The 22,071-nt window shown below is 32.6% G+C and carries 20 protein-coding genes; 12 read left to right on the forward strand and 8 right to left on the reverse strand.

From position 1 onward, the window contains the following. Positions 1-109 precede the first annotated feature (109 nt). A complete protein-coding gene (locus FUA22_RS16955; protein ID WP_147769775.1) occupies positions 110-634 on the forward strand; it encodes a hypothetical protein in 525 nt (174 codons plus the stop codon). A 45-nt stretch (positions 635-679) separates the two neighbouring features. On the opposite strand, the gene FUA22_RS16960 is transcribed toward FUA22_RS16955, so the two are convergent. The 3 genes from FUA22_RS16960 to FUA22_RS16970 all read right to left on the reverse strand — a co-directional run bounded on the left by FUA22_RS16960 (position 680) and on the right by FUA22_RS16970 (position 3,714). Beyond that, on the reverse strand, positions 680-1,363 hold the full coding sequence (locus FUA22_RS16960; RefSeq protein ID WP_241664845.1) for a hypothetical protein: 684 nt from the start codon (positions 1,361-1,363) through the stop codon (positions 680-682). 75 nt (positions 1,364-1,438) lie between these two features. Continuing rightward, on the reverse strand, positions 1,439-3,118 hold the full coding sequence (gene ggt, locus FUA22_RS16965; protein WP_147769777.1) for a gamma-glutamyltransferase: 1,680 nt from the start codon (positions 3,116-3,118) through the stop codon (positions 1,439-1,441). Continuing rightward, positions 3,115-3,714 (reverse strand): acyl carrier protein phosphodiesterase, encoded by a 600-nt coding sequence (locus FUA22_RS16970; RefSeq protein WP_147769778.1) that lies wholly within the window; start codon positions 3,712-3,714, stop codon positions 3,115-3,117. The genes ggt and FUA22_RS16970 overlap by 4 nt, the downstream gene beginning before the upstream one ends. A gap of 89 nt (positions 3,715-3,803) precedes the next feature. Here FUA22_RS16970 and glmM point away from each other — a divergent pair, with 89 nt between their 5' ends. Beyond that, a complete protein-coding gene (gene glmM / locus FUA22_RS16975) occupies positions 3,804-5,192 on the forward strand; it encodes a phosphoglucosamine mutase (protein ID WP_147769818.1) in 1,389 nt (462 codons plus the stop codon). A 103-nt stretch (positions 5,193-5,295) separates the two neighbouring features. After that, positions 5,296-6,828 (forward strand): sulfatase family protein, encoded by a 1,533-nt coding sequence (locus FUA22_RS16980; RefSeq protein ID WP_147769779.1) that lies wholly within the window; start codon positions 5,296-5,298, stop codon positions 6,826-6,828. Positions 6,829-6,832: 4 nt separating this feature from the next. Here FUA22_RS16980 and FUA22_RS16985 read toward each other — a convergent pair whose 3' ends face one another. Then, the gene (locus tag FUA22_RS16985) at positions 6,833-7,714 is read right to left on the reverse strand and encodes a lysophospholipid acyltransferase family protein (protein WP_147769780.1); all 882 of its coding nucleotides are present in this window, start codon (positions 7,712-7,714) and stop codon (positions 6,833-6,835) included. Between the two features lie 196 nt (positions 7,715-7,910). Between FUA22_RS16985 and FUA22_RS16990 the strand changes: the two genes are divergently transcribed. From FUA22_RS16990 to cmk, 4 genes are all read left to right on the forward strand, one after another. After that, entirely contained in the window at positions 7,911-8,558 is a 648-nt protein-coding gene (locus tag FUA22_RS16990) for a rhomboid family intramembrane serine protease (protein ID WP_147769781.1), read from the forward strand. Between the two features lie 174 nt (positions 8,559-8,732). Continuing rightward, the gene (gene lon, locus FUA22_RS16995) at positions 8,733-11,183 is read left to right on the forward strand and encodes an endopeptidase La (RefSeq protein ID WP_147769782.1); all 2,451 of its coding nucleotides are present in this window, start codon (positions 8,733-8,735) and stop codon (positions 11,181-11,183) included. 99 nt (positions 11,184-11,282) lie between these two features. Next, positions 11,283-12,302, forward strand: coding sequence for a type IX secretion system protein PorQ (porQ, locus tag FUA22_RS17000; protein ID WP_147769783.1), 1,020 nt, complete (start codon positions 11,283-11,285; stop codon positions 12,300-12,302). Then, positions 12,303-13,001, forward strand: coding sequence for a (d)CMP kinase (gene cmk / locus FUA22_RS17005; protein ID WP_147769784.1), 699 nt, complete (start codon positions 12,303-12,305; stop codon positions 12,999-13,001). Between the two features lie 4 nt (positions 13,002-13,005). Here cmk and FUA22_RS17010 read toward each other — a convergent pair whose 3' ends face one another. From FUA22_RS17010 to FUA22_RS17025, 4 genes are all read right to left on the reverse strand, one after another. After that, complete coding sequence (locus FUA22_RS17010; protein ID WP_147769785.1) at positions 13,006-14,163, reverse strand: carboxypeptidase-like regulatory domain-containing protein; 1,158 nt, start codon at positions 14,161-14,163, stop codon at positions 13,006-13,008. A gap of 9 nt (positions 14,164-14,172) precedes the next feature. Further along, positions 14,173-15,342, reverse strand: coding sequence for a carboxypeptidase-like regulatory domain-containing protein (locus FUA22_RS17015; protein WP_147769786.1), 1,170 nt, complete (start codon positions 15,340-15,342; stop codon positions 14,173-14,175). 2 nt (positions 15,343-15,344) lie between these two features. Further along, positions 15,345-16,505 (reverse strand): carboxypeptidase-like regulatory domain-containing protein, encoded by a 1,161-nt coding sequence (locus tag FUA22_RS17020; protein WP_147769787.1) that lies wholly within the window; start codon positions 16,503-16,505, stop codon positions 15,345-15,347. Positions 16,506-16,604: 99 nt separating this feature from the next. Beyond that, positions 16,605-16,985: a LysM peptidoglycan-binding domain-containing protein gene (locus tag FUA22_RS17025; protein WP_147769788.1), complete on the reverse strand. Its 381-nt coding sequence runs from the start codon at positions 16,983-16,985 to the stop codon at positions 16,605-16,607. A gap of 294 nt (positions 16,986-17,279) precedes the next feature. Here FUA22_RS17025 and rpsA point away from each other — a divergent pair, with 294 nt between their 5' ends. The 5 genes from rpsA (at position 17,280) to FUA22_RS17050 (ending at position 22,071) form a co-directional block, all read left to right on the forward strand. Next, positions 17,280-19,115: a 30S ribosomal protein S1 gene (rpsA, locus tag FUA22_RS17030; RefSeq protein WP_147769789.1), complete on the forward strand. Its 1,836-nt coding sequence runs from the start codon at positions 17,280-17,282 to the stop codon at positions 19,113-19,115. A 167-nt stretch (positions 19,116-19,282) separates the two neighbouring features. Then, positions 19,283-19,822 (forward strand): bifunctional pyr operon transcriptional regulator/uracil phosphoribosyltransferase PyrR, encoded by a 540-nt coding sequence (gene pyrR / locus FUA22_RS17035; RefSeq protein ID WP_147769790.1) that lies wholly within the window; start codon positions 19,283-19,285, stop codon positions 19,820-19,822. 8 nt (positions 19,823-19,830) lie between these two features. Continuing rightward, positions 19,831-20,760 (forward strand): aspartate carbamoyltransferase catalytic subunit, encoded by a 930-nt coding sequence (locus tag FUA22_RS17040; protein ID WP_147769791.1) that lies wholly within the window; start codon positions 19,831-19,833, stop codon positions 20,758-20,760. Positions 20,761-20,763: 3 nt separating this feature from the next. Then, complete coding sequence (locus FUA22_RS17045) at positions 20,764-21,096, forward strand: ribonuclease Z (protein ID WP_147769792.1); 333 nt, start codon at positions 20,764-20,766, stop codon at positions 21,094-21,096. Positions 21,097-21,165: 69 nt separating this feature from the next. After that, positions 21,166-22,071 carry a ribonuclease Z gene (locus tag FUA22_RS17050; protein ID WP_147769793.1) on the forward strand — a complete coding sequence of 302 codons (906 nt, stop codon included), beginning with the start codon at positions 21,166-21,168 and terminating at the stop codon, positions 22,069-22,071.

Here is a 22,071-nt window from a genome sequence, read left to right on the forward strand (position 1 = left end):
ATTAATTTTAAGCCACCTTATTTAGGTGGCTTTTATTTTTGGAATATTTTATAGCAAATCATTATACTTGTATAATTATTTATTTTATAAACTCAATTATTACTTAGATATGAAATTATTAGGAATAAGCTCAAGAATTGATCACCCAGAATACGGTAAAGGCGTTATTACAAATGTTACTTCGCAACATTATTGGGTGACTTTCATAGATAAAGGTTTAGAAACAATTGATATCGATAGCGAGTTTGATGTGATTGAAGCTGCTTACGATGATGTAGATACTGTTAGCTTTTTTGATATTGAATCTAGCTTAGTTGATATTTTAAAAAAATGGAGTGATGCTAGTGAAGTTGTTCCTATTGCAGATAAATACAAAGGAGGGAGACTAATTTTGGAACCTGCAGATACAAGTTTGAAGTCTTATGAATTGCCAATAGATAAATTCTTTCATAAAATAATTATGGTAAGAGATAGGTTACGCGTTATGGAACAACGAATAAATTCAAGTGATTTAGACGAACAAGGGAAAGTAGATTTACAGCAGTATATTACCAGAATTTATGGTAGTTTAACAAGTTTTAATATTCTTTTTAAATCGAATTCGCACAATTTTGTAGGCCAGAGGAGTAAGTAGAATTATTGAGTTTTAAATATCTACAATAAGATTTATACTGTAAACTCAATTCATCCCTTTGATATCTGTAATCTCCATTCCAAATAGAAATAGTTTGTGGAATGTTGGCAGTTTTGCACCAGTTTCAGTGGTCGTCCAGTCTTTCCAAGATGTTTCTAAACCATTAATAGGTAATTCATTGGTCCACATTTTAAAACTTTTAGGCATTCCATCTTCCGCCAATTGCCATAAATATGAATGGCCATTTGCATATGTTACAAGTAAATTATTATTAACTAGTTCACGCTTTACACCTTGATCGAAAACTCTATAAGGAGCAAACACCCAAAAAGAATCATTTTTATAATGCTTAACAGCTTTTTCTATAAGTTCTTCTGCTAATTCTCCATCAACCTTAAAACTATGAACATAAGCTTGATGAAGGTCGTTGTCAATCAAATTTAAGCTTACTTTATACTGTTTCCAATATACTTTACACTCGTTTTTATACTTATCCCATTTATAGTGGCGTCTATTTTTGAACGTCCATTCAAAAATATCTGTTGCTACGTAAGCTTCATAATTTATAGCTATTAACATTTTGGTAGCTAAATTATCAGCTTCAGTCCCTTTTGAGCCGCTTGGTAAAGGTTCATTATATTTAAAGTAAAGAAACCCAAAAAGCAACAAACTGGGTAATGTGAAGAATATAATCACCCCAAAAACAATCTTGTATACTTTTTTTTTCAATTTCGCAATAGTAGGTTTAATGTGATGTAAGTCATCTAAATTATCAAATACTATTGAGTTAGTAAAAGAAAACAGTTAAAAACCGACAGCAGTATCATCACCTCGATAATCTGCACCACCCTCTAACGATTCGTCTTCTAAAACAAGTATTCCATCGACCTTGCCAATTGCTCCAGCCTTTTTCTCATTTACGGAATATCCTAAAACTTGAAGCTCCTCAATGGTGTTGTTATTAAAAGAATTGGGTTCAATACGTATATAATCTGGTAACCACTGATGATGAAAACGAGGTGCATTTACGGCCTCTTGCATGGTCATGTTATGTTCATGAACATTAAGAATTGTTTGTAAAACAGATGTTATAATAGTTGATCCTCCTGGAGTCCCAAGAACCATATAAAGTTTATTATCCTTTTCAATAATGGTAGGTGTCATAGAACTTAACATGCGCTTTTCTGGTAAAATTTTATTGGCCTGCGCACCAACTAACCCATACATATTTGGAGCACCGGGTTTACTGCTAAAATCATCCATTTCATTATTTAAAAAGAAACCCAGTTCGTTGCAATAAAGTTTGGAACCGTAGGCTCCATTTAGTGTTGTAGTAACTGACACCGCATTTCCAAATGAATCTACTATAGAATAGTGAGTGGTTTCATTGCTTTCAACGATCTCTATATTTCCATAAGATACATCGGAAGACAAAGTTGCTTTTTCAAATGAAAAAGTACGCATTCTCTCTTTTAGATATTCGTTATTTATTAACTCGTTGGTAGGAATGGAAATGAAGTCAGGGTCACCTAAATAAAAACTTCTATCGGCGTAAGAACGTCTTTCTGCTTCAGTGAGTACTTGAACATATTTGGTGGAATTATGTTTAAATTCCTCTAAGTCAAAGGGTTCAATCATTTTCATTATTTGAGCTAAACAAATACCACCACTTGATGGTGGAGATATTGAAGTAATTTTCAAATTATCGTAAGTAAAGGTGATTGGTTTTCGCCATTTTGGCTCATATTGAGCTAAATCTTCTTTGGTAATTATGCCTCCATGGTCTTGTATGTGCTTAATCAACTTTTCGGCTATTTCGCCAATATAAAACTCATTTTTACCATATTCCATGAGTCGGGAAAGTGTATTGGCTAGTTGAACGTGTTTTATAGTATCTCCTGCTTTCCATGGTTTATTGAAAATAATAGAATCTTTATTAACTTTTAGAAAATAGGATTGATTGTGTTTAATTGCTTTTTCTTGCTTTTCTGTAACTACAACACCTCTTTTGGCTAGTTCAATTACTGGTTGAATTATATTTTCAATAGGTAATGAGCCATATTTCTCATGTGCTGCAAATATACCCGCAACCGTTCCAGGCACTCCCACTGCTAGGGCGCCAAACCTGCTTTTTTCTGTAATTACTTCACCTTCTTTATCTAGATACATATTTGTAGTGGCATTAATTGGGGCTTTTTCTCTATAATCTAAAGTCCCCGTGTCCCCATTATTTTTTCTATAGACCATGAAACCACCTCCTCCAAGGTTTCCTGCAATGGGGTAGGCCACAGCAAGTGCTAATTCTGTTGCAACCATGGCATCAAAAGCATTGCCGCCTTGTTTTAAAATGCTAATTCCAATTTTAGAGGCTTCTTCACGAGCGGAAACTACCATTGCATTTTTAGTTACTAAACCTCTGCCTTTATCACTTTTACAAGACGTAAAGGGTAATAACAAGAAAATGATACAAATTAACCTAATCATACAAACTTCAGATTTAACTCGCTTAATTTTTTGTTTGAAGATTCTATTAATTCGTTGAAAAATGACGTGAATTCACTTTCAAATTCATCATAGAACTCTTGAAGTTCATTAATAGCTAAATTCATTTGCGAACGGTTTTTTGTGCGTCTATTCATTCCTTCTAATACTTTCTGAATCCCTTCAATACTGGCGTAGCTTAATAACCAATTACCATTTATCATATAAGGCATCATGTGTTTTATTGGTTGAGGGAGTATTTCTAAATGTTCTTCCAATAAATCATAGAATGTATCGACATATTCATCTAAAGGAATTTTAGAGTAGTTTTTCCAGTTTTTTGCTAAGAAATGGTCATAAAGAATATCTACTATTACACCGGAGTAGTGTCCGTACTTTTCGTGCAAACGCCTTGTACTCATTCTTACTGTTTTGTGAGCATCTGTAAACGTATCAATGTGTCTGTGAAGTAATATGCCAATTTTCAGGTCTTTAGAGAATTTTTTGTAGTCACTACCTTTGATACCGTCAGCAATAAAATTCCCAATAGTTACTAAATTGTTATCTCCCGAAAGGTAAATATGGGCTAGGTAATTCATTTGTGAAATTTACGAATTGATTTTTTAAGTTTAGTTAAAATTTAAGCTAAAAAAAATATGTAGGTTTGCAGAAAATAGAATTAGAATTTATGACACTTATAAAATCAATTTCAGGAATTAGAGGAACCATTGGTGGTCAAGTAAGAGAAAATTTAACACCTATTGATGCGGTAAAGTTTGCAGCAGCTTATGGTGCTTGGTTAAAACAAAATAGAACTAAAGAGAATTATCGTGTTGTTGTTGGTAGAGATGCTCGTATTTCTGGTAAGATGATACAAAATTTGGTAATGAACACTTTGGTTGGCCAAGGCATACATGTTATAAATGTGGGGCTTTCAACTACTCCAACTGTTGAGATGGCTGTTCCTATGGAACATGCAGATGGTGGGATTATATTAACTGCTAGCCATAATCCAAAACAGTGGAATGCCTTAAAACTATTAAATGAAAAGGGGGAGTTTTTAGATGCAGTGGAGGGTGCAAAAATTTTAGAAATAGCAGAAAGCAATAATATGGATTTCGCTGATGTTGATAGTTTAGGAAAAATCACAAAAAACTCTGCTTATATAGATTTGCATATTATTGAGGTGCTAGATTTACCTTTGGTAACGGTAAAACCTATTGAGGAAGCTAGATTTAGAGTTGTTGTAGATGGTGTTAATTCTACTGGAGGTATTGCTATTCCATTGCTTTTAGAACGATTAGGAGTTGATGTTATTAAATTGTATTGTGAACCCAACGGTCATTTCCCTCATAATCCAGAGCCCTTAAAAGAACACTTAACGGATTTATCGGAAGCTGTAAAAAAATATAAAGCGGATTTTGGTATTGTTGTGGATCCTGATGTAGATAGACTTGCTTTTATGGATGAAAATGGGGATATGTTTGGTGAAGAATATACATTGGTTGCCTGTGCAGATTACGTATTAAGTAGAACACCAGGTAACACGGTTAGCAATATGAGTTCTACCCGTGCACTTCGAGATGTTACTGAAAAATATGGAGGAACCTATGAGGCAAGTGCTGTTGGAGAAGTGAATGTTGTGAAGTTGATGAAAAAGAATAAAGTAGTTATTGGTGGAGAAGGTAATGGGGGAATTATTTATCCAGAATCTCATTATGGTCGTGATGCATTAGTGGGAGTAGCTTTATTTTTAAGTTTGCTTGCTGATAAAAACATATCTGTAAGTGCACTTAGAAAAACATATCCTAATTACTTTATGAGTAAAAAGAAGATACAATTGACTCCGGATTTGGATGTTGATGGTATTTTAACTGAAATAGAAAACAGATATAGTAATGAGCAAATAACAACGATTGATGGCGTGAAAATTGATTTTGCTGAAAGTTGGGTACATTTACGTAAAAGTAATACGGAACCTATTGTTAGAATTTATACAGAGGCTAAATCACAGGAAGAAGCTGATAACTTAGCGGATAAGTTTATTGAAGAGTTAGGTGAGATTGCTACTAAATAGTACTTAGAAATAGTAAAATCATATCGAAATTATGTAAATATTGGTCGTTTTAACAAACGACCATTTTTTATGCTTAAATTTATATAAAACCGTCATTTTGCTTATGAATTTAAAAAACTACTCAGTCATTTTTCTACTTATTATTTCATTGATTTTTGTTTCGTGTAAATCAAATAATAAAACACCTCAAGAAAATCAAAAACCAAATATTGTTCTAATTATCGCAGATGATGTCAGTTGGGATGATATTGGTGCATACGGTCATCCAAAAGTAAAAACACCTCACTTAGATCAGTTGGCAAAGGAAGGTATGATTTTTAATCAGGCATTTTTAACCACAAGTTCTTGTAGCCCGAGTAGAACGAGTATAGTTTCTGGTTTATATCCACACAATACAGATGCTGAACAGTTGTCATGGCCATTGCCAGATTATAAAAAGACTTTTGTTCAGGAACTTAAAAATGCTGGTTATTGGACAGGTTTAGCAGGTAAATATCATATGGGAGATCCTGTTAGAGATGATTTTGATTCGCTTTTAGAAATGCAATGGAAAGATGCACCAATAGGATTAGACAGACGTTTAGTAGGTGATGGTAGCGGTTGTGATGAATGGATTAAATTATTGCAAGAAAGGCCTAAGGATAAGCCGTTTTTTACTTGGTTGGCTTCATTTGATGCACACAGACCTTTTTATGAAGGCATGAGTAAAGATCCTTATAATCCTGAAGAAACTATTATTCCTCCTTATATGCCGGTTACACAAGCTTCTAAGAAAGATTTTGCATTATATTATGATGAAATCTCTAGAATGGATGATTATATTGGAAAGGTGGTTGCTGAATTAGAAGTTCAAGGAGTGGCTGAAAATACAGTTGTTCTATTTATTTCTGATAATGGGAGAGCATTCCCAAGAGATAAAACAACACTTTATGATGGAGGTATAAAAACACCTTGGATTGTAAAATGGCCTGCTAAAATAGAACCCAATAGTGTAAATAATAATTTAGTAAGTTCTGTAGATATTGCCCCAACATTTATGACAATGGCAGGTTTAGAACCTTTAACAGACTTTGACGGGGTAGATTTATTATCTACTTTAATCAATACAAAAATCAGTGTTAGAGATGATGTTTATGCCGAAGACCATTTTCATGATTTTGAAGATTATACAAGAGCAGTTAGAACAACAAAATACAAATACATAAAGAATTATTATCCAGATCTTCCTAATACACCTTCTGCAGATATAATAAGAGATTTAACATGGAAAAGTATGAAGGAAGAGCGAGATAAAGGAACACTTACTGAAGCTCAAATGCGATGTTTTGAAATTCCACGACCTAACGAGGAATTGTATGATATTGAAAAAGACCCTTATGAATTAAACAATTTGGCTTTAAACCAAGATTACGACTATGTTTTAAATGATATGCGTATACGTTTAAAACGCATGAGAGAGTCTACTAATGATTATCTTCCAACCGAAAGAATGCCTGATGATTTTGTTAGAGAAACGGGGTATCCTACTAAATATCGGATTCGCCCTAGACCATCAAAAGCGGTTTATATGAAGGCAAGGGAAGAGGGCAAGGTGCTAATGAATCCAGATTTTGTAGAAACCATATCAACTGAATAAAGAATTATTTTGGTTCTTTACCTCTATGTTTCCATCGCTTATGTGTCCATAAATAAAACTCAGGTGCTTCATAAAGTTGTTCTTCTACACGTTTAAGAGCAATATCAGTAATGCTAAAATCTTTTAAATCTTTTGAATTTAAGGCAATAGTAGAAAAAGTGGCCTGATAATACCCTCTTTTTATTTTGTTTACTTTTAAAAACAAAGTTGCCATATCAAGCCGTTTTGCCAAAACTTCTGCACCTACATGAACGGGAACTCGAACTCCCATAAACTCTTGCCAATAGATTGCTTTGTGTAATTTTGGAGATTGGTCAAATACAAAACCATTAAAAGTTAACTCTTTTTTTTGCTTTGCTTTTATAAGTGTTGGAAATGTCTCTTTTGTAGTAATTAAATGACTGTTATACTTAGCTCTAATTCGTTTTACTAATCTATCAAAATACTTATTACTTAATTGTTTATAAACAGCATAACCTTTATGATTAATTTGAGTTTGCAAAATAAAAATCCATTCCCAACTAGCATAATGTCCCATAAATAAAACAATACTTTTGTTTTTCTTTTCAAGTTCATGAATCTCTTCTACATTAGTAAAAACATAACGTTTTTGCATTTCAGCCTCTGAAATAGTGATTGATTTAATAGACTCTACTATCATATCACAAAGGTGATGGTAAAACTTTTTTCTAATGGATAAAATTTCAGCTTCTGATTTTTGAGGAAAGACTAATTTTAAATTATCAAGTACTACATTTTTTCTATAACCTACAATATGATAAACTAGAACATAAATACCATCTGAAACTGCGTAGAGCAGCCTAAATGGTAGTATAGAAATTATCCATAAAAAAGGATAAACAATAATATAGCTTAGAAATTGCATGAATTAATTTTAGATTTGCACGAGCAAAAGTACATGAATTTTTTCACTTGAATATTTATAAATTCCAAATGAAAGTGGGTTATGTATTAAAGAAGTTATTACCAAAGTAAAACTATATTTTGTATGTATTTTTAGTATAAAATTTAGTTCTTTACAAATAAAAACATATTAAATTGATTTTAAACGTTAACACTTCATGGCAGAAATAGATAAAATAACCATTATTGTAATTGCAGCTAATGTTCTTTTTTCTTTAAAAGGATTTAAGGACTATGGTTTTTTAGATAAATATAAGTTTCATGTTGGAGGGGTTCAAAGAGGTGAAAAAATAAGAGTTCTTACAGCAGGGTTTTTGCATATTGATATGCAGCACCTCCTGTTTAATATGATTACGCTTTACTTTTTTGCAGGTATTGTGATTAATTATTTAGGAGCAAGTGGTTTTATAATAGTGTATTTAGGTAGTTTAATTTTCGGTAATTTACTGTCTCTTTATTTCCATAAAAATGAATACCATTACAGTGCTGTAGGTGCAAGTGGAGCGGTAACTGGTATTTTATATTCGGCTATTTTGTTGCAGCCAGGAATGACATTGGGCTTATATTTCATAGTGCCAATACCTGCATATATTTTTGGAATTGGCTATTTACTTTACTCTATTTATGGCATGAAAAAGAGAATAGGGAACATTGGTCATGATGCGCATTTCGGTGGTGCAATTGGTGGTTACATTATAACATTGTTTATGGCTCCTTGGATTTTTGAAAGAAACTTACTCATGGTTGGTTTATTGGCTATTCCTATTATTCTTCTATTTGTTTTAAGGAGAGCTGGTAAAATATAATTCAACAAAGTTTTGCTTTGTGTAATTAGTTATGGCACAGGTATTGACTTTATAATATTGATTTATCTTCTGATATCAGTATAATTAGTTGATAATCATTCATTTGAAATATTTATTAATACTTAAATTAATAAAGTTAACCTGCTTTAATGACAGATTGACTTAAAAATATATATGAAGAAATCTAATTTTATGTCGTTTGACAGTTTGTCATTGCAGGAATTTGATGAAAATTCAGAGTTAATTCCTTTAATGACACCGGAAGACGAGGAAGCCATGAATAATGAAGAGCTGCCTGAAACACTTCCAATTTTATCGTTAAGAAATACAGTTTTATTTCCTGGTGTTGTAATCCCTATTACTGCAGGTAGAGATAAGTCTATTAAACTTATAAAAGACGCTAATAAGGGAAATAAGGTCATTGGGGTTGTTGCTCAAAAGGATGAATCTATTGAAAATCCTTCTGCTAAAGAAATTAATGAAACCGGAACGGTTGCTAGAATTTTAAGAGTTCTCAAAATGCCTGATGGTAATGTTACGGTTATTATTCAAGGTAAAAAACGTTTTAAAGTAGCTGAGGTCATTACAGAAGAACCTTATATGAATGCTACTATTAGAGATTTATCTGAGGCTAAACCTGCTGTGAACAACAAAGAGTTTTCTGCAATTATTGATTCTATTAAAGATTTAGCCTTAGAGATTATAAAGGAAAGCCCAAATATTCCTAGTGAGGCTTCTTTCGCCATTAAAAACATAGAGAGTAATTCTTTCTTAATAAATTTTGTGTCTTCTAACATGAATCTTTCTGTTGCAGAAAAGCAAAAATTATTAGAAATGAATGACCTTAAACAACGTGCTTTGGCTACGCTTAAGCATATGAATGTTGAGTTTCAAAGGCTAGAGTTGAAAAATGATATTCAGTCTAAGGTTCAAATGGATATGAGCCAACAGCAGCGTGAATATTTCTTGCATCAACAGATGAAGACCATTCAAGAAGAATTAGGAGGTGTAAGTCATGACGAGGAAATTGAAGAAATGAAAGCAAAAGCTCAAGAAAAACTTTGGGATGAAGATGTTGCTAAACATTTCGATAAAGAAATTGGGAAGTTGCAACGCATGAATCCTCAAGTTGCTGAATATTCTATTCAACGTAACTACTTAGAACTATTTTTAGATTTACCTTGGAATGAGTTTAGTGATGATAAATTCGATTTAAAACGTGCTAGAAAAATTTTAGATAGAGACCATTTTGGTTTAGATGATGTAAAACGAAGAATCATAGAATACCTTGCTGTATTAAAGCTTCGTAACGATATGAAGTCACCGATTTTATGTTTGTATGGTCCCCCAGGTGTTGGTAAAACTTCTTTGGGGAAGTCTATTGCAGAGGCATTAGGTAGAGAATATGTTAGAATATCCCTTGGTGGTTTAAGAGATGAGGCTGAAATAAGAGGGCATAGAAAGACATATATTGGTGCCATGCCTGGTCGTATTATCCAGAGTTTAAAAAAGGCCGGAACTTCTAATCCGGTATTTGTTTTAGACGAAATAGATAAATTGTCGAATTCCCATCAAGGAGATCCCTCTTCTGCAATGTTAGAAGTGTTGGATCCTGAGCAGAATAGTGAGTTTTACGATAATTTCTTAGAAATGGGTTACGACCTTTCTAAAGTTATGTTTATTGCTACTTCTAACAGTTTAGCAACCATTCAGCCAGCCTTATTGGACCGTATGGAGATAATAAACGTTACTGGTTATACCATTGAAGAAAAGGTTGAGATTGCTAAACGTCATTTACTTCCAAAGCAATTAAAAGAACACGGTTTAACTACAGATAACCTAAAAATAGGCAAACCGCAATTAGAAAAAATTGTAGAGGGCTATACCAGAGAATCTGGTGTTCGTGGTCTTGAAAAGCAAATTGCAAAAATGGTACGTTATGCAGCCAAAAATATAGCAATGGAGGAAGATTACAATATTAAAGTTTCTAATAATGATGTTGTTGAAGTATTAGGAAGCCCTAAGCTAGAGCGTGATAAATATGAAAACAACAATGTTGCTGGTGTAGTAACAGGATTAGCATGGACTCGAGTTGGCGGTGATATATTGTTTATAGAATCTATTTTATCAAAAGGAAAAGGAGCCATGACCATTACCGGAAACCTTGGTAAAGTCATGAAAGAGTCTGCTACTATTGCTATGGAATATATAAAATCGAATGCAGATACTTTTGGCATTAACCCAACAGTGTTTGATAAATATAACGTTCATATTCATGTTCCTGAAGGAGCAACACCTAAAGACGGGCCAAGTGCTGGTGTTACTATGCTAACATCGTTAGTATCTTTATTTACTCAAAGAAAAGTTAAGAAAAGTTTAGCTATGACAGGGGAGATTACTTTAAGAGGAAAAGTACTTCCTGTTGGTGGAATTAAAGAAAAGATTTTAGCAGCTAAACGAGCTAGGATTAAGGAGATATTACTTTGTGAAGAAAACAAACGAGATATAGATGAAATTAAGCCTGAATACCTAAAGGGCTTAACCTTTCATTATGTAACAGATATGAGTGACGTTATTGATATAGCACTTACAAATCAGAAAGTTAAAAACGCAAAAAAACTTTAATGTAAAAAACCTCGAATTAATTCGAGGTTTTTTAATGTTCTAAAATAAATGATAGTTACCATCGTTTTAAGATAGATTTACTTTCTTTGTACCGTAAATATGCTGAAGAGAATTATCACTTTAATTTGTCTGTGCTTTAGTACCTCAATTTTTGCACAAATAGGAGGGGAACATACCTATCAGTTTCTTAACCTAATTTCTTCTCCGCGTCAAGCGGCATTGGGTGGTAAAGTTTTAACTAATATTGATTATGATGTAACTCAAGGCTTATTTAATCCTGCGGCTATTAATGTTGAAATGGATAATCAGCTAGCTTTAAATTATACCAGTTACCTTGGAGGTATTGGATATGGAACAGCGGCTTATGCTTACACGGTAGATAGGAGAACACAAACTTTTCATGCCGGGGTTACTTATATTAATTATGGATCTTTTGATGGTTATGATGAACAAGGAAATGCTACTGGAAGTTTTTCTGGTGGTGAATCAGCACTATCTTTTGGACATTCCCGACAAATAGGATATTCAGATTTTTATTTAGGGGGAAACCTAAAACTCATTAGTTCTAAATTAGAACAATATACTTCTTTAGGTGCCGCTGTAGATTTTGGCTTATTGTATATTAATGATTATTTAGATTTCAATGCAGCTTTGGTAGTTAGGAATTTAGGTACTCAAATAACAACCTATGCAGGACTTCAAGAAAGTTTACCTTTTGAGATTAGTTTTGGAATGTCTCAACGTTTAGAAAATGTGCCTATTCGTTGGCATGTGACTTTAGAGAATTTACAGCAGTGGCCTATTGCAAGACCAAACCCTGCGAGGGCTATTAGTAATTTGAGTGGAAATCAATCTAGTGAAAAAGTTGGATTTATTGGTCAAGTAATTAGACATACCATTATAGGTGCAGAATTATTTCCAGAAGGAGGTTTTAATATTAGACTAGGTTATAATTTTCGAAGAGGAGAGGAGTTAAGAATTGTTGATCAACGTAATTTTTCTGGCTTATCAGCGGGAATTTCAATAAAAATGAATAAAATGCGCTTTAGTTACACACATGCTAAATATACCAGTGCAGCTAACTCAAACTTTTTTGGTTTGCAAATTGATTTAAATTAAATGAGTGACAAAATTACAATTGCTATTGATGGATATTCTTCTACAGGAAAAAGTACTATTGCAAAACAAATAGCTAAGCATTTGGGGTATGTATACGTAGACTCTGGTGCTATGTACAGAGCAGTGACTTATTATGCAATGACAAAAGGTTTGATTCATGAAAGTGATTTTAATGCTGAAGCTCTCATTTATCAGTTGGATATAGTACATATAAACTTTAAGTTCAATTCTGAGTTGGGTTTTGCTGAAGTCTATTTAAATAATCAAAATATTGAAAAAGCCATAAGAACTTTGGAGGTTTCAAGTTTTGTTAGTAAAGTGGCTGCTGTTTCTGAAGTTAGAAAAAAACTAGTTGCTATTCAACAACAAATAGGAAAAAACAAAGGTGTTGTTATGGATGGACGTGATATTGGAACCGTTGTATTTCCAGATGCTGAATTAAAAATATTTATGACGGCATCTGCTGAAACAAGAGCCCAAAGAAGATATAAAGAATTGATTGAAAGGGGAGATGACGTCGTGTATGATAGCGTTCTTAAAAATGTGCAAGAACGGGATCATTTAGATTCTACCCGGAAAGATTCACCTCTAGTAAAGGCTGATGATGCCATAGAAATTGATAATTCTAACTTATCACTTCAAGAACAATTTGAAAAAGTACTACAATTAGTATCAATGACTATTGAGGATACTGAATAAAGTATTATTCATTAACAATTTCATATTGTTTTTCTAAAGGGACACCATACAAACCTTCTAATCCATCTTTAATTTTTTTGTAAAACTTAGTATCTGGAGGTGAACTAAGATTGTTCCAGAAGTCCTTGCGGTATGGTAAATTATCCCTTCCAATATCTATATCTATGCCATAGGGGATAACTCTTATCTTTTTTTTGTCTGTTATAATTTTATAAACAAAAGCTTCTGCTTTAAAGTGAGTTTCTTTTATAAGATGTCTATATTCAACAGGAATTCTATCTTCTGAAAGATCCCAATCGTGCTTATAATAGCTTAAAATCAATTTACCACTTTGGTGCTTTTTATAAATATATAAAGTATTTCCACGTTCTATTCTATACACTTTATAGCTATCAATACCAATGTATAATTTTATAGATTCCCATTTCTTTTTTGGATTTGTCCCTACTAAAATCAACACGTCTTCCCCTTCATAAGAAGAATCTCCAATTTTTTTCCAAATAAACTTTTTAATGTTCCTAGCATGTTGTGAATCATTTGGTCTAAACGGATTTAGATGCGCTAATGCATTTATAGAGTGCCACCTTAAGTTAGACTTCCAAATTCTATAATCTGCAGATTTTCTAGATTCTGCAATTTGCATAGGGCCAAAATATGAACCTAGTCCGCGTGCCCTTATCTTAATATAATTTTCTACTAAGTATTTAGAGTTTCCATTTTCCGTAGTAGCGCTTCGATAAAGCATTTCTACTTGGTGAGGTGCAGTAATAGTATTGTTTTTAAGGTTTTTGCTCGCTAAATTTACATATTCACCGGGAGCCAGAATTTTAACTTCATCAAGTTCGGTTGAACTCTCTATTAAAATGATTTCTTGCTTTTCCTTATTTAAATAATCTTCAACCTTAATTTTATAAGGGTCATATCCTAAACTAGAAATAGATAATGAATCTTTAAGCTCATTTTTTGTAACTAGGAAAGAGAATTCACCATCTTCAGTACTAGCAGTACCAATATATTTTTCAACGATACCAACCGCCACAAAAGGAATTGGATTATTAGACTCATCTAAAATAATACCATTTATTTCTATATTTTGAGAAATGCCATGATATGGTACAAGTACTATAACCAATAAAAAAGGCAGAAATAATAATTTTTTCATAATTTGGTTTTATTCATTTACAATTTGATATTGTTTTTCTAAAGAAACCCCAAAAAGACCTTCCAGTTCATTCTTAATACGTTTATAGAATTTAGTGTCTGGTGGAATACTTAAGTTTTTCCAAAAATTAGCATCATATTTTAAATCTAACATCCCCATGTCTGTTTCTACTCCATAAGGAACAACTCTCATTTTCTTTTTATTAGTTTCTACTTCTAATATAAAAGCTTCTGTTTTGTATCTTAATGTTTCGGCTATAGTACCATGTAATTCTGTGGGTATTTGATGTTTAGGAAATCTCCATTCATTTTTAAAATAACTTAACACCATTTTACCAGTTTTATGTTTTTTATAAACGAATAATGATCCACCACGTTCAATTCTATAAACTTTATAAGTATCAACTCCAATATAAAATTTAATTTTTTCCCAGTCAATTTTCGGATTTCTTGCTTCAATGATAACTACATCTTCACCTTCATAAGAGGAGTCACCAATTTTTTTGTATGTAAGCTTTTTTAGATTTCTAGCATGTTGAGAACTATTAGGTCTTAAAGGGTTTACATCAAACATGTCATGTATGGAATGTCTCCATTGTTTTCTTTTCCAATATCTATAATCTGCAGATTTTCTTGCAGCCTCTACCTCAACAATTCCCATGGGGTAGGCAGCTCCTCTATCTCTAATTTTAATATAGTTTTCAACAAAGAACTTTGCTTTTCCTTCTTCTTCGGCCGCTCTTCTATAAAGCAGCTCAATTTTATGAGGTTGGCTCAGTGTATTGTCTTTTAATGCTTTAACAGCATTCAATATATAATCTTTGGGGCTTAGTAATGTAATTTCATTAAGCTCTGTAACCGTTTCTTTTAAAACTATTTCTTTTTTTTCTAACTTTAAATAGTCGGCTACTTTAATTTTAAATGGGTCATATCCTAAACTTGAAACAGATAATGAATCTTGCATTTCAGCAGCAGTAATCAAAAATGAAAATGTTCCGTCTTCTGTACTTGCAGTTCCAATATATTTTTCAACAATACCTACAGCTACATAGGGTACGGATTCATTGAATTCATCTAAAACAATACCGTTAATTTCAATTTTTTGTTGAGCATTTAAATTTAATGCCCCAATTAAACAACATGTAAACACTACAATGCAAGTGTAGATAATCTTTTTCATATTTATTTATTTACAAATTTAAATTGATTCTCAAGTGATACTCCATAATTACTTTCAAGCTCTTTTTTAATTCGCTTGAAAAACTTAGTGTCTGGAGGCATACTTAAATTACTCCAAAAATTAGGATGATAAGGAAGGTCTAATGAGCCCATATCAGTGTCACCGCCGAAAGGTACAATTTTTATTTTCTTTTTATTTGTTTCAATATTGTAGACAAATGCTTCCAATCTATAGGTCATTTTTTCAGCTTCGGTACCCCAATATTCTTTTGGAACTTGGTTTTTTCCAAAACCCCATTCATTTGAGTAATAACTCAGGTAAACTCTGCCATCTTGATATTTCTTATACAGAAACAGTGCCTTTTGTTTTTCAATCCTAAATATGGTAAAGTTTTCAACCCCAATATATAATGTAACCTCAGTTTTTGATTTAGGGTCTATTCCTTTTATAATAACTACATCTTCACCCTCATAAGAAGAGTCTCCTATTTTTTTCCAAGTAAATCGTTTTAAGTTAGGTTGTTTATCTGTAGGTCTTAACGGGTTGGCAGTGGCCATCCAAGTTAAAGAATGGGTCCATTGTTTCCGCTTCCAAATCCTATAATCGGCAGATTTTCTAGCTTCCATTACTTGCACTAATCCTAGGGGATAAGCTGGTCCACGGTCACGAATTTTAATATAGTTTTCAACAAAAAATTTGGATTTGCCATTCTCGGTAGCAGCACGCCTATAAAGCATTTCAATTTGATGCGGTTTACTAATGGTGTTTTCTTTTAAATGCTCAATTGCATTTTGAACATATTCAGAAGGTTTTAAAATTTTAATTTCTTCTAATTCAGTGATAGTTTCCTTTAGAATAATTTCTTTCTTTTCAAGTTTTAAATAATCAGATATTTTAATTTTGAATGCGTCGTATCCCAAACTTGAAATAGATAAGGTGTCTTGCATTTCAGTATTAGAGACTAAAAATGAAAACTCACCATCTTCTGTACTAGCGGTACCAATATGTTTTTTTACAATCCCGACGGCTACGTAGGGAACAGCGTAATTACTTTCATCCAAAATGATTCCATTAATTTCAATTTTTCCGGTTTGTGAATGGAGTATCAAAAACGGTAAAATCAAAATAAAAAAGCTTATAAAAAACTTTGAATTTTTGCTCATGCCAATAGGTTTAAAATAAAACGAACCTTACAAAAATATTTATAAGGTTCGTTAGTAGGAGTAACTATTGTTCAAATTTCTATAACAAAAGTTTGATTTTTATAAATTGGGAATTACCAATTCCTGATCAGGATATATTAAATCCGGATTCGTCAAAATATCATTGTTTGCCTCGAAGATATCTTTATATTTCATAGCGCTTCCGTAATACTGTTTGGCTATTTTACCCAATGTCTCACCACTTTTAACAACATGTCTATGAAATACGGTTTCATCTGCAACTTTGATGTCTGCCATGATATCTGTTGGATTTTCTCCTCCAATTTCTTTAATCTTATCCCAAATTAAGTTTTTCTCATATGGTGTTTGAGTGGTTCCCCAAACTTTTAATTGGTGCCCTTCAACTTGTACGTCACCATTTTGAACATTTAATGATTCACCAAGGTCTAAAACTGCTTGATATTTCTCTCTTACTGCCATGTTTAAAGTTTTATGTTATTTAATTTAAGTAACAATATAATAAATTTCTAATCTTAAAATAAGTATAACAACTTAGATTAAGATTCTTTTATTTCTGACCCAAAAGTTTAAAAACAGTCACAACTAATATTATTTGTTCATTTTTAGGTAATTAACACTGTAATATGTATTTTTGCACTCCTTTTGGCGAAGTATGGAAAGGCAAAATGGGTGAAAACATAATAAAACTAACACTTCTGCGTGTTAATTGCTTAATTCTTTCCAAAGCATGCAGAATACAAATTTTAATCAGCAATGGCTGAAAAAGCAAAAAACGCTGAAGTTGAAGCACCAGAAGTTTCAACAGTAGAAGAAGCTCCAGTAGTATCTGAAGCTCAAGCAAATCCTGAAAAATTCTTAAAAGAGTTCAACTGGCACAATTACCAAGAAGGTATTGATGAAGTAGATGATCAACAACTTCAAGAATTTGAAAAATTAGTAGAAGAAAACTTTGTAGACACTTTAAATGATGAAGTTGTTGAAGGTACAGTAGTTCATATCTCAGATAGAGATGCGATTATTGACATCAACGCAAAGTCTGAAGGAGTTATTTCTTTAAATGAGTTCCGTTACAACCCTGGTTTGGCAGTTGGAGATAAAGTAGAAGTATTAATTGATGTACGTGAAGATGCTACAGGTCAATTAGTATTATCTCACAGAAAAGCAAGAGTAATTAAAGCATGGGATAGAGTAAACGCTGCTCATGATACTGGTGAAATTGTGAATGGTTTTGTTAAGTGTAGAACTAAAGGAGGTATGATTGTAGATGTTTTCGGAATTGAAGCATTCTTACCAGGTTCTCAAATTGATGTGAAACCAATTAGAGATTACGATCAGTACGTAAACAAAACTATGGAGTTTAAAGTTGTGAAAATTAATCACGAGTTTAAAAACGTAGTTGTTTCTCATAAAGCTTTAATTGAAGCTGATATTGAAGAGCAAAAGAAAGAAATCATTGGTCAATTAGAAAAAGGTCAAGTATTAGAAGGTGTTGTTAAAAACATCACGTCTTACGGTGTATTTATTGATCTTGGTGGTGTAGATGGATTAGTTCATATTACAGATCTTTCTTGGTCTAGAATTAATCACCCTAACGAAATTGTAGAATTAGACCAAAAACTTAATGTTGTAATCCTTGATTTTGATGAGAACAAATCAAGAATCCAATTAGGATTAAAACAATTAAGCAAACACCCATGGGAAGCTCTTGCAGAAGAGGTGAAAGTAGGTGATAAAGTAAAAGGTAAAGTAGTTGTAATTGCAGATTACGGTGCATTTATTGAAGTAGCTGATGGTGTTGAAGGATTAATTCACGTTTCTGAAATGTCATGGTCAACTCATTTACGTTCTGCACAAGATTTCGTTGCTGTTGGTGATGAAGTTGAAGCAGTTATCTTAACATTAGATAGAGAAGAGCGTAAAATGTCTCTTGGAATTAAGCAATTAACTCCAGACCCATGGACAGATATTACTACTAAGTATCCATTAGCGTCTAAGCACACTGGTGTTGTACGTAACTTTACAAACTTTGGTGTATTTGTTGAATTAGAAGAAGGTATTGACGGATTAATTTATATCTCAGATTTATCTTGGACTAAGAAAATTAAACACCCAAGTGAGTTCTGTGCAGTTGGTGATAAGTTAGATGTTATTGTATTAGAATTAGATGTTGAAGGACGTAAATTAAGTTTAGGTCACAAACAAACAACGGATAATCCTTGGGATAAATACGAAACTGAATTTGCTTTAGATACAACACATCCTGGAGCAATTGAGGAAATTGTTGACAAAGGAGCTACAGTTAAATTTAACGAGGATATAGTAGCATTTATACCTTCTAGACACTTAGAGAAAGAAGATGGTAGTAAACTTAAGAAAGGTGAATCTGCAGACTTTAAAATCATTGAATTTAACAAAGATTTTAAACGTGTAGTGGCATCTCATACAGCTATTTTCAAAGCAGAAGAAGCTAAGAATGTAAAAGTTGCCGCTAAAAAAGCAGCAGCTGCAGCAGCAGAAGCTAAACCTACTTTAGGTGACGCTAATGATGCTTTACAAGCTCTTAAAGATAAAATGGACGGAAAGAAATAATTTTCTAGCTGTCATTCCTGCGCAGGCAGGAATCGATAAAACTAAAGCCTTCAAGAAATTGAAGGCTTTTTTATGCCTTTAAATGAAGGTGCTTTAAGAGTTACATTTATGTTTTTACTTCTAAAATTTTGCATTACCTTTGTACCCCAGATACGTTTGGATTATTTATGAGTCAAAAAGTTTTACTTAACGCAAAAGAGGTAAACATCATTCTTCATCGATTGGCTTGTCAACTTATTGAAAAACACAACGATTTCTCTAATACAGTATTAATTGGACTTCAACCTAGAGGTGTATTTTTCGCAAATAGAATAGCTAAAATTCTTGAAGAAGATTACAATGTTAAAGGCATACAATTAGGACAATTAGATATCACGTTTTATAGAGATGACTTTAGAAGAGGGGATAAAACCTTAAAAGCTAATTCAACTGAAATAGATTTTTTAGTTGAGGATAAAAACATAGTATTTATAGATGATGTTTTGTACACAGGCCGAAGTATAAGAGCAGCTTTAACCGCAATTCAATCATTTGGAAGACCTGACGAAATAGAGCTTTTAACTTTGATTGATCGTCGTTTCAGCAGGCATTTACCCATACAACCAGATTATAGAGGAAGGCAAGTAGATGCTATTAATAATGAAAAAGTAATTGTGCATTGGCAAGAGAATGAAGGTGAAGATGCCGTGTATTTAATTGAAAAATAACAAATAAAATGAGCGAATTAAGTGTTAATCACTTATTAGGAATAAAATATCTTAAAGAGAAAGATATTCAACTTATTTTTGAAACTGCAGACCATTTTAAAGAGGTCATTAACAGACCCATTAAAAAAGTGCCTTCGCTTAGAGATATTACTATTGCTAACCTTTTCTTTGAAAATTCTACAAGAACCAAATTATCTTTTGAATTGGCAGAGAAACGCTTGTCTGCAGATGTAATTAACTTTTCCTCAGGACAATCATCAGTTAAAAAAGGTGAAACTTTAATTGATACGGTGAACAATATCTTATCTATGAAAGTAGATATGGTTGTTATGAGGCATCCGAACCCCGGAGCTGGTATCTTTTTGTCAAAGCATGTCAATGCTAGCATTGTAAATGCGGGAGATGGTGCTCATGAGCATCCAACGCAAGCCCTATTAGATTCTTATTCCATAAGAGAAAAACTTGGTGATGTTAAAGGTAAAAAGGTGGTTATTGTTGGTGATATTTTACATAGTAGAGTAGCGTTATCTAATATATTTGCCTTACAACTTCAAGGGGCTGAAGTAATGGTTTGTGGCCCAAAAACTTTGCTGCCAAAATACATTGGTGAACTTGGAGTTAAAGTTGAAACAAACTTACGTAAAGCGCTGAAATGGTGTGATGTAGCAAATATGTTAAGGGTGCAGAATGAAAGAATGGATATAAGTTATTTTCCATCCACTAGAGAATACACACAACAGTTTGGCGTGAATAGAGAATTATTAGAGTCTTTAGAAAAAGAGATTACAATTATGCACCCAGGACCAATAAATAGAGGTGTAGAAATTACTAGTGATGTTGCAGACTCTGGACAATCTATTATTTTAGATCAGGTTGAAAACGGTGTTGCCATAAGAATGGCGGTCATTTACTTATTAGCGTCAAAAATAAAACAGTAGATTATGATTTTTGATCAAAACGGAAATATCTCAATTATAACTCAAGAGAAGGCAACTACAATCGAGTTAGTTAAGAAACTTCAAGCATTGTATCCGAAGTTTAAAAACAATAATATTATTGTTAACTTAACTACGCTTAATAAAATTAGTTTAGAAGAAATAGTTGAGTTCTTACAGTTATCAAACACGCATAGAAATGCTAAACATTCATTTGTGGTAGTATCAAATAAAGTAGATTTTGATGATACTCCGGATGAAATTGTTGTTGTTCCTACACTTCAGGAAGCTTATGATATTATTGAAATGGAGGAGATGGAACGAGATTTAGGGTTTTAAATTATATGGATTTGTTGACTGTTAAGTTGTCAATCTAATTTATGCATACAACGAAACAATAAACAATTAATGAAGTTAACCATTTTAGGCTGCTATAGTGCCACTCCAAGAATTTTGGCCAACCCAACCTCTCAAGTTTTAGAATCTCAAGGACATATGTTCTTAATTGATTGTGGCGAAGGAACTCAGGTACAACTTCGAAAGCATAAGATTAAGTTCAACCGAATCAAACATATTTTTATTTCTCATTTACATGGTGATCATTTTTTTGGTTTAGTTGGTTTAATTTCCACATTCAGGTTGCTTACCAGAGAAACAGACTTGCATATTTACGGACCTAAAGGCATCAAAGAAGTAGTTACACTACAAATGAAATTAGCTGATTCCTGGACGAATTATCAGTTAATTTTCCATGTATTAACTTCAAAAGAATCAGAATTAATTTTTGAAGATGATAAGATGGAAGTGCATACAATACCTTTAAATCATAGGGTTTACACTAATGGTTTCTTGTTTAAAGAAAAAGAAGGTAAGCGGAAGTTAAATATTGGAGCTGTTGAAGAAGCTAATATAAATGTTGCCTATTACCGTAAATTAACCCAAGGTTTTGATGTGGTTAATGAAGATGGGATTAATATTAAAAATGAAAGTGTAACTAAGCCTGGGGATAAACCAAAAAGTTATGCCTTTTGTAGTGATACTATGTATAAGGAGGATATTGTATCCATAATTGAAAACGTTGATGTTTTGTATCACGAATCTACTTTTTTAGAAACTCAGGCACATTTAGCGCCTAAAACAAAGCATTCAACCGCAAAAGAAGCTGCTACAATAGCTAAAAAAGCTAATGTAGGTAAATTGCTGTTAGGGCATTATTCAACTCGTTACAAGGATTTAAATGGTTTTAAAATTGAAGCTGAAGAGGTTTTCGATTCTGTGGAATTATCCGAGGACGGTAAAACTTTTGAGTTTTAG

It is taken from the genome of Seonamhaeicola maritimus (genome assembly GCF_008056315.1).
Taxonomy (GTDB): domain Bacteria; phylum Bacteroidota; class Bacteroidia; order Flavobacteriales; family Flavobacteriaceae; genus Seonamhaeicola; species Seonamhaeicola maritimus.

Bases quoted from the DNA above. Each gene is read 5' to 3' on its own strand.
- FUA22_RS16980 (WP_147769779.1), top strand. From the start codon at position 5,296: ATGAATTTAAAAAACTACTCAGTCATTTTTCTACTTATTATTTCATTG.
- FUA22_RS17040 (WP_147769791.1), top strand. From the start codon at position 19,831: ATGAGCGAATTAAGTGTTAATCACTTATTAGGAATAAAATATCTTAAA.
- FUA22_RS17050 (WP_147769793.1), top strand. From the start codon at position 21,166: ATGAAGTTAACCATTTTAGGCTGCTATAGTGCCACTCCAAGAATTTTG.
- FUA22_RS17010 (WP_147769785.1), bottom strand. From the start codon at position 14,163: ATGAAAAAATTATTATTTCTGCCTTTTTTATTGGTTATAGTACTTGTA.
- glmM (WP_147769818.1), top strand. From the start codon at position 3,804: ATGACACTTATAAAATCAATTTCAGGAATTAGAGGAACCATTGGTGGT.
- FUA22_RS16990 (WP_147769781.1), top strand. From the start codon at position 7,911: ATGGCAGAAATAGATAAAATAACCATTATTGTAATTGCAGCTAATGTT.
- FUA22_RS16985 (WP_147769780.1), bottom strand. From the start codon at position 7,714: ATGCAATTTCTAAGCTATATTATTGTTTATCCTTTTTTATGGATAATT.
- rpsA (WP_147769789.1), top strand. From the start codon at position 17,280: ATGGCTGAAAAAGCAAAAAACGCTGAAGTTGAAGCACCAGAAGTTTCA.
- lon (WP_147769782.1), top strand. From the start codon at position 8,733: ATGAAGAAATCTAATTTTATGTCGTTTGACAGTTTGTCATTGCAGGAA.
- FUA22_RS16955 (WP_147769775.1), top strand. From the start codon at position 110: ATGAAATTATTAGGAATAAGCTCAAGAATTGATCACCCAGAATACGGT.
- cmk (WP_147769784.1), top strand. From the start codon at position 12,303: ATGAGTGACAAAATTACAATTGCTATTGATGGATATTCTTCTACAGGA.
- FUA22_RS17025 (WP_147769788.1), bottom strand. From the start codon at position 16,985: ATGGCAGTAAGAGAGAAATATCAAGCAGTTTTAGACCTTGGTGAATCA.
- FUA22_RS17020 (WP_147769787.1), bottom strand. From the start codon at position 16,505: ATGAGCAAAAATTCAAAGTTTTTTATAAGCTTTTTTATTTTGATTTTA.
- FUA22_RS17045 (WP_147769792.1), top strand. From the start codon at position 20,764: ATGATTTTTGATCAAAACGGAAATATCTCAATTATAACTCAAGAGAAG.
- ggt (WP_147769777.1), bottom strand. From the start codon at position 3,118: ATGATTAGGTTAATTTGTATCATTTTCTTGTTATTACCCTTTACGTCT.
- FUA22_RS17015 (WP_147769786.1), bottom strand. From the start codon at position 15,342: ATGAAAAAGATTATCTACACTTGCATTGTAGTGTTTACATGTTGTTTA.
- porQ (WP_147769783.1), top strand. From the start codon at position 11,283: ATGCTGAAGAGAATTATCACTTTAATTTGTCTGTGCTTTAGTACCTCA.
- FUA22_RS16970 (WP_147769778.1), bottom strand. From the start codon at position 3,714: ATGAATTACCTAGCCCATATTTACCTTTCGGGAGATAACAATTTAGTA.
- pyrR (WP_147769790.1), top strand. From the start codon at position 19,283: ATGAGTCAAAAAGTTTTACTTAACGCAAAAGAGGTAAACATCATTCTT.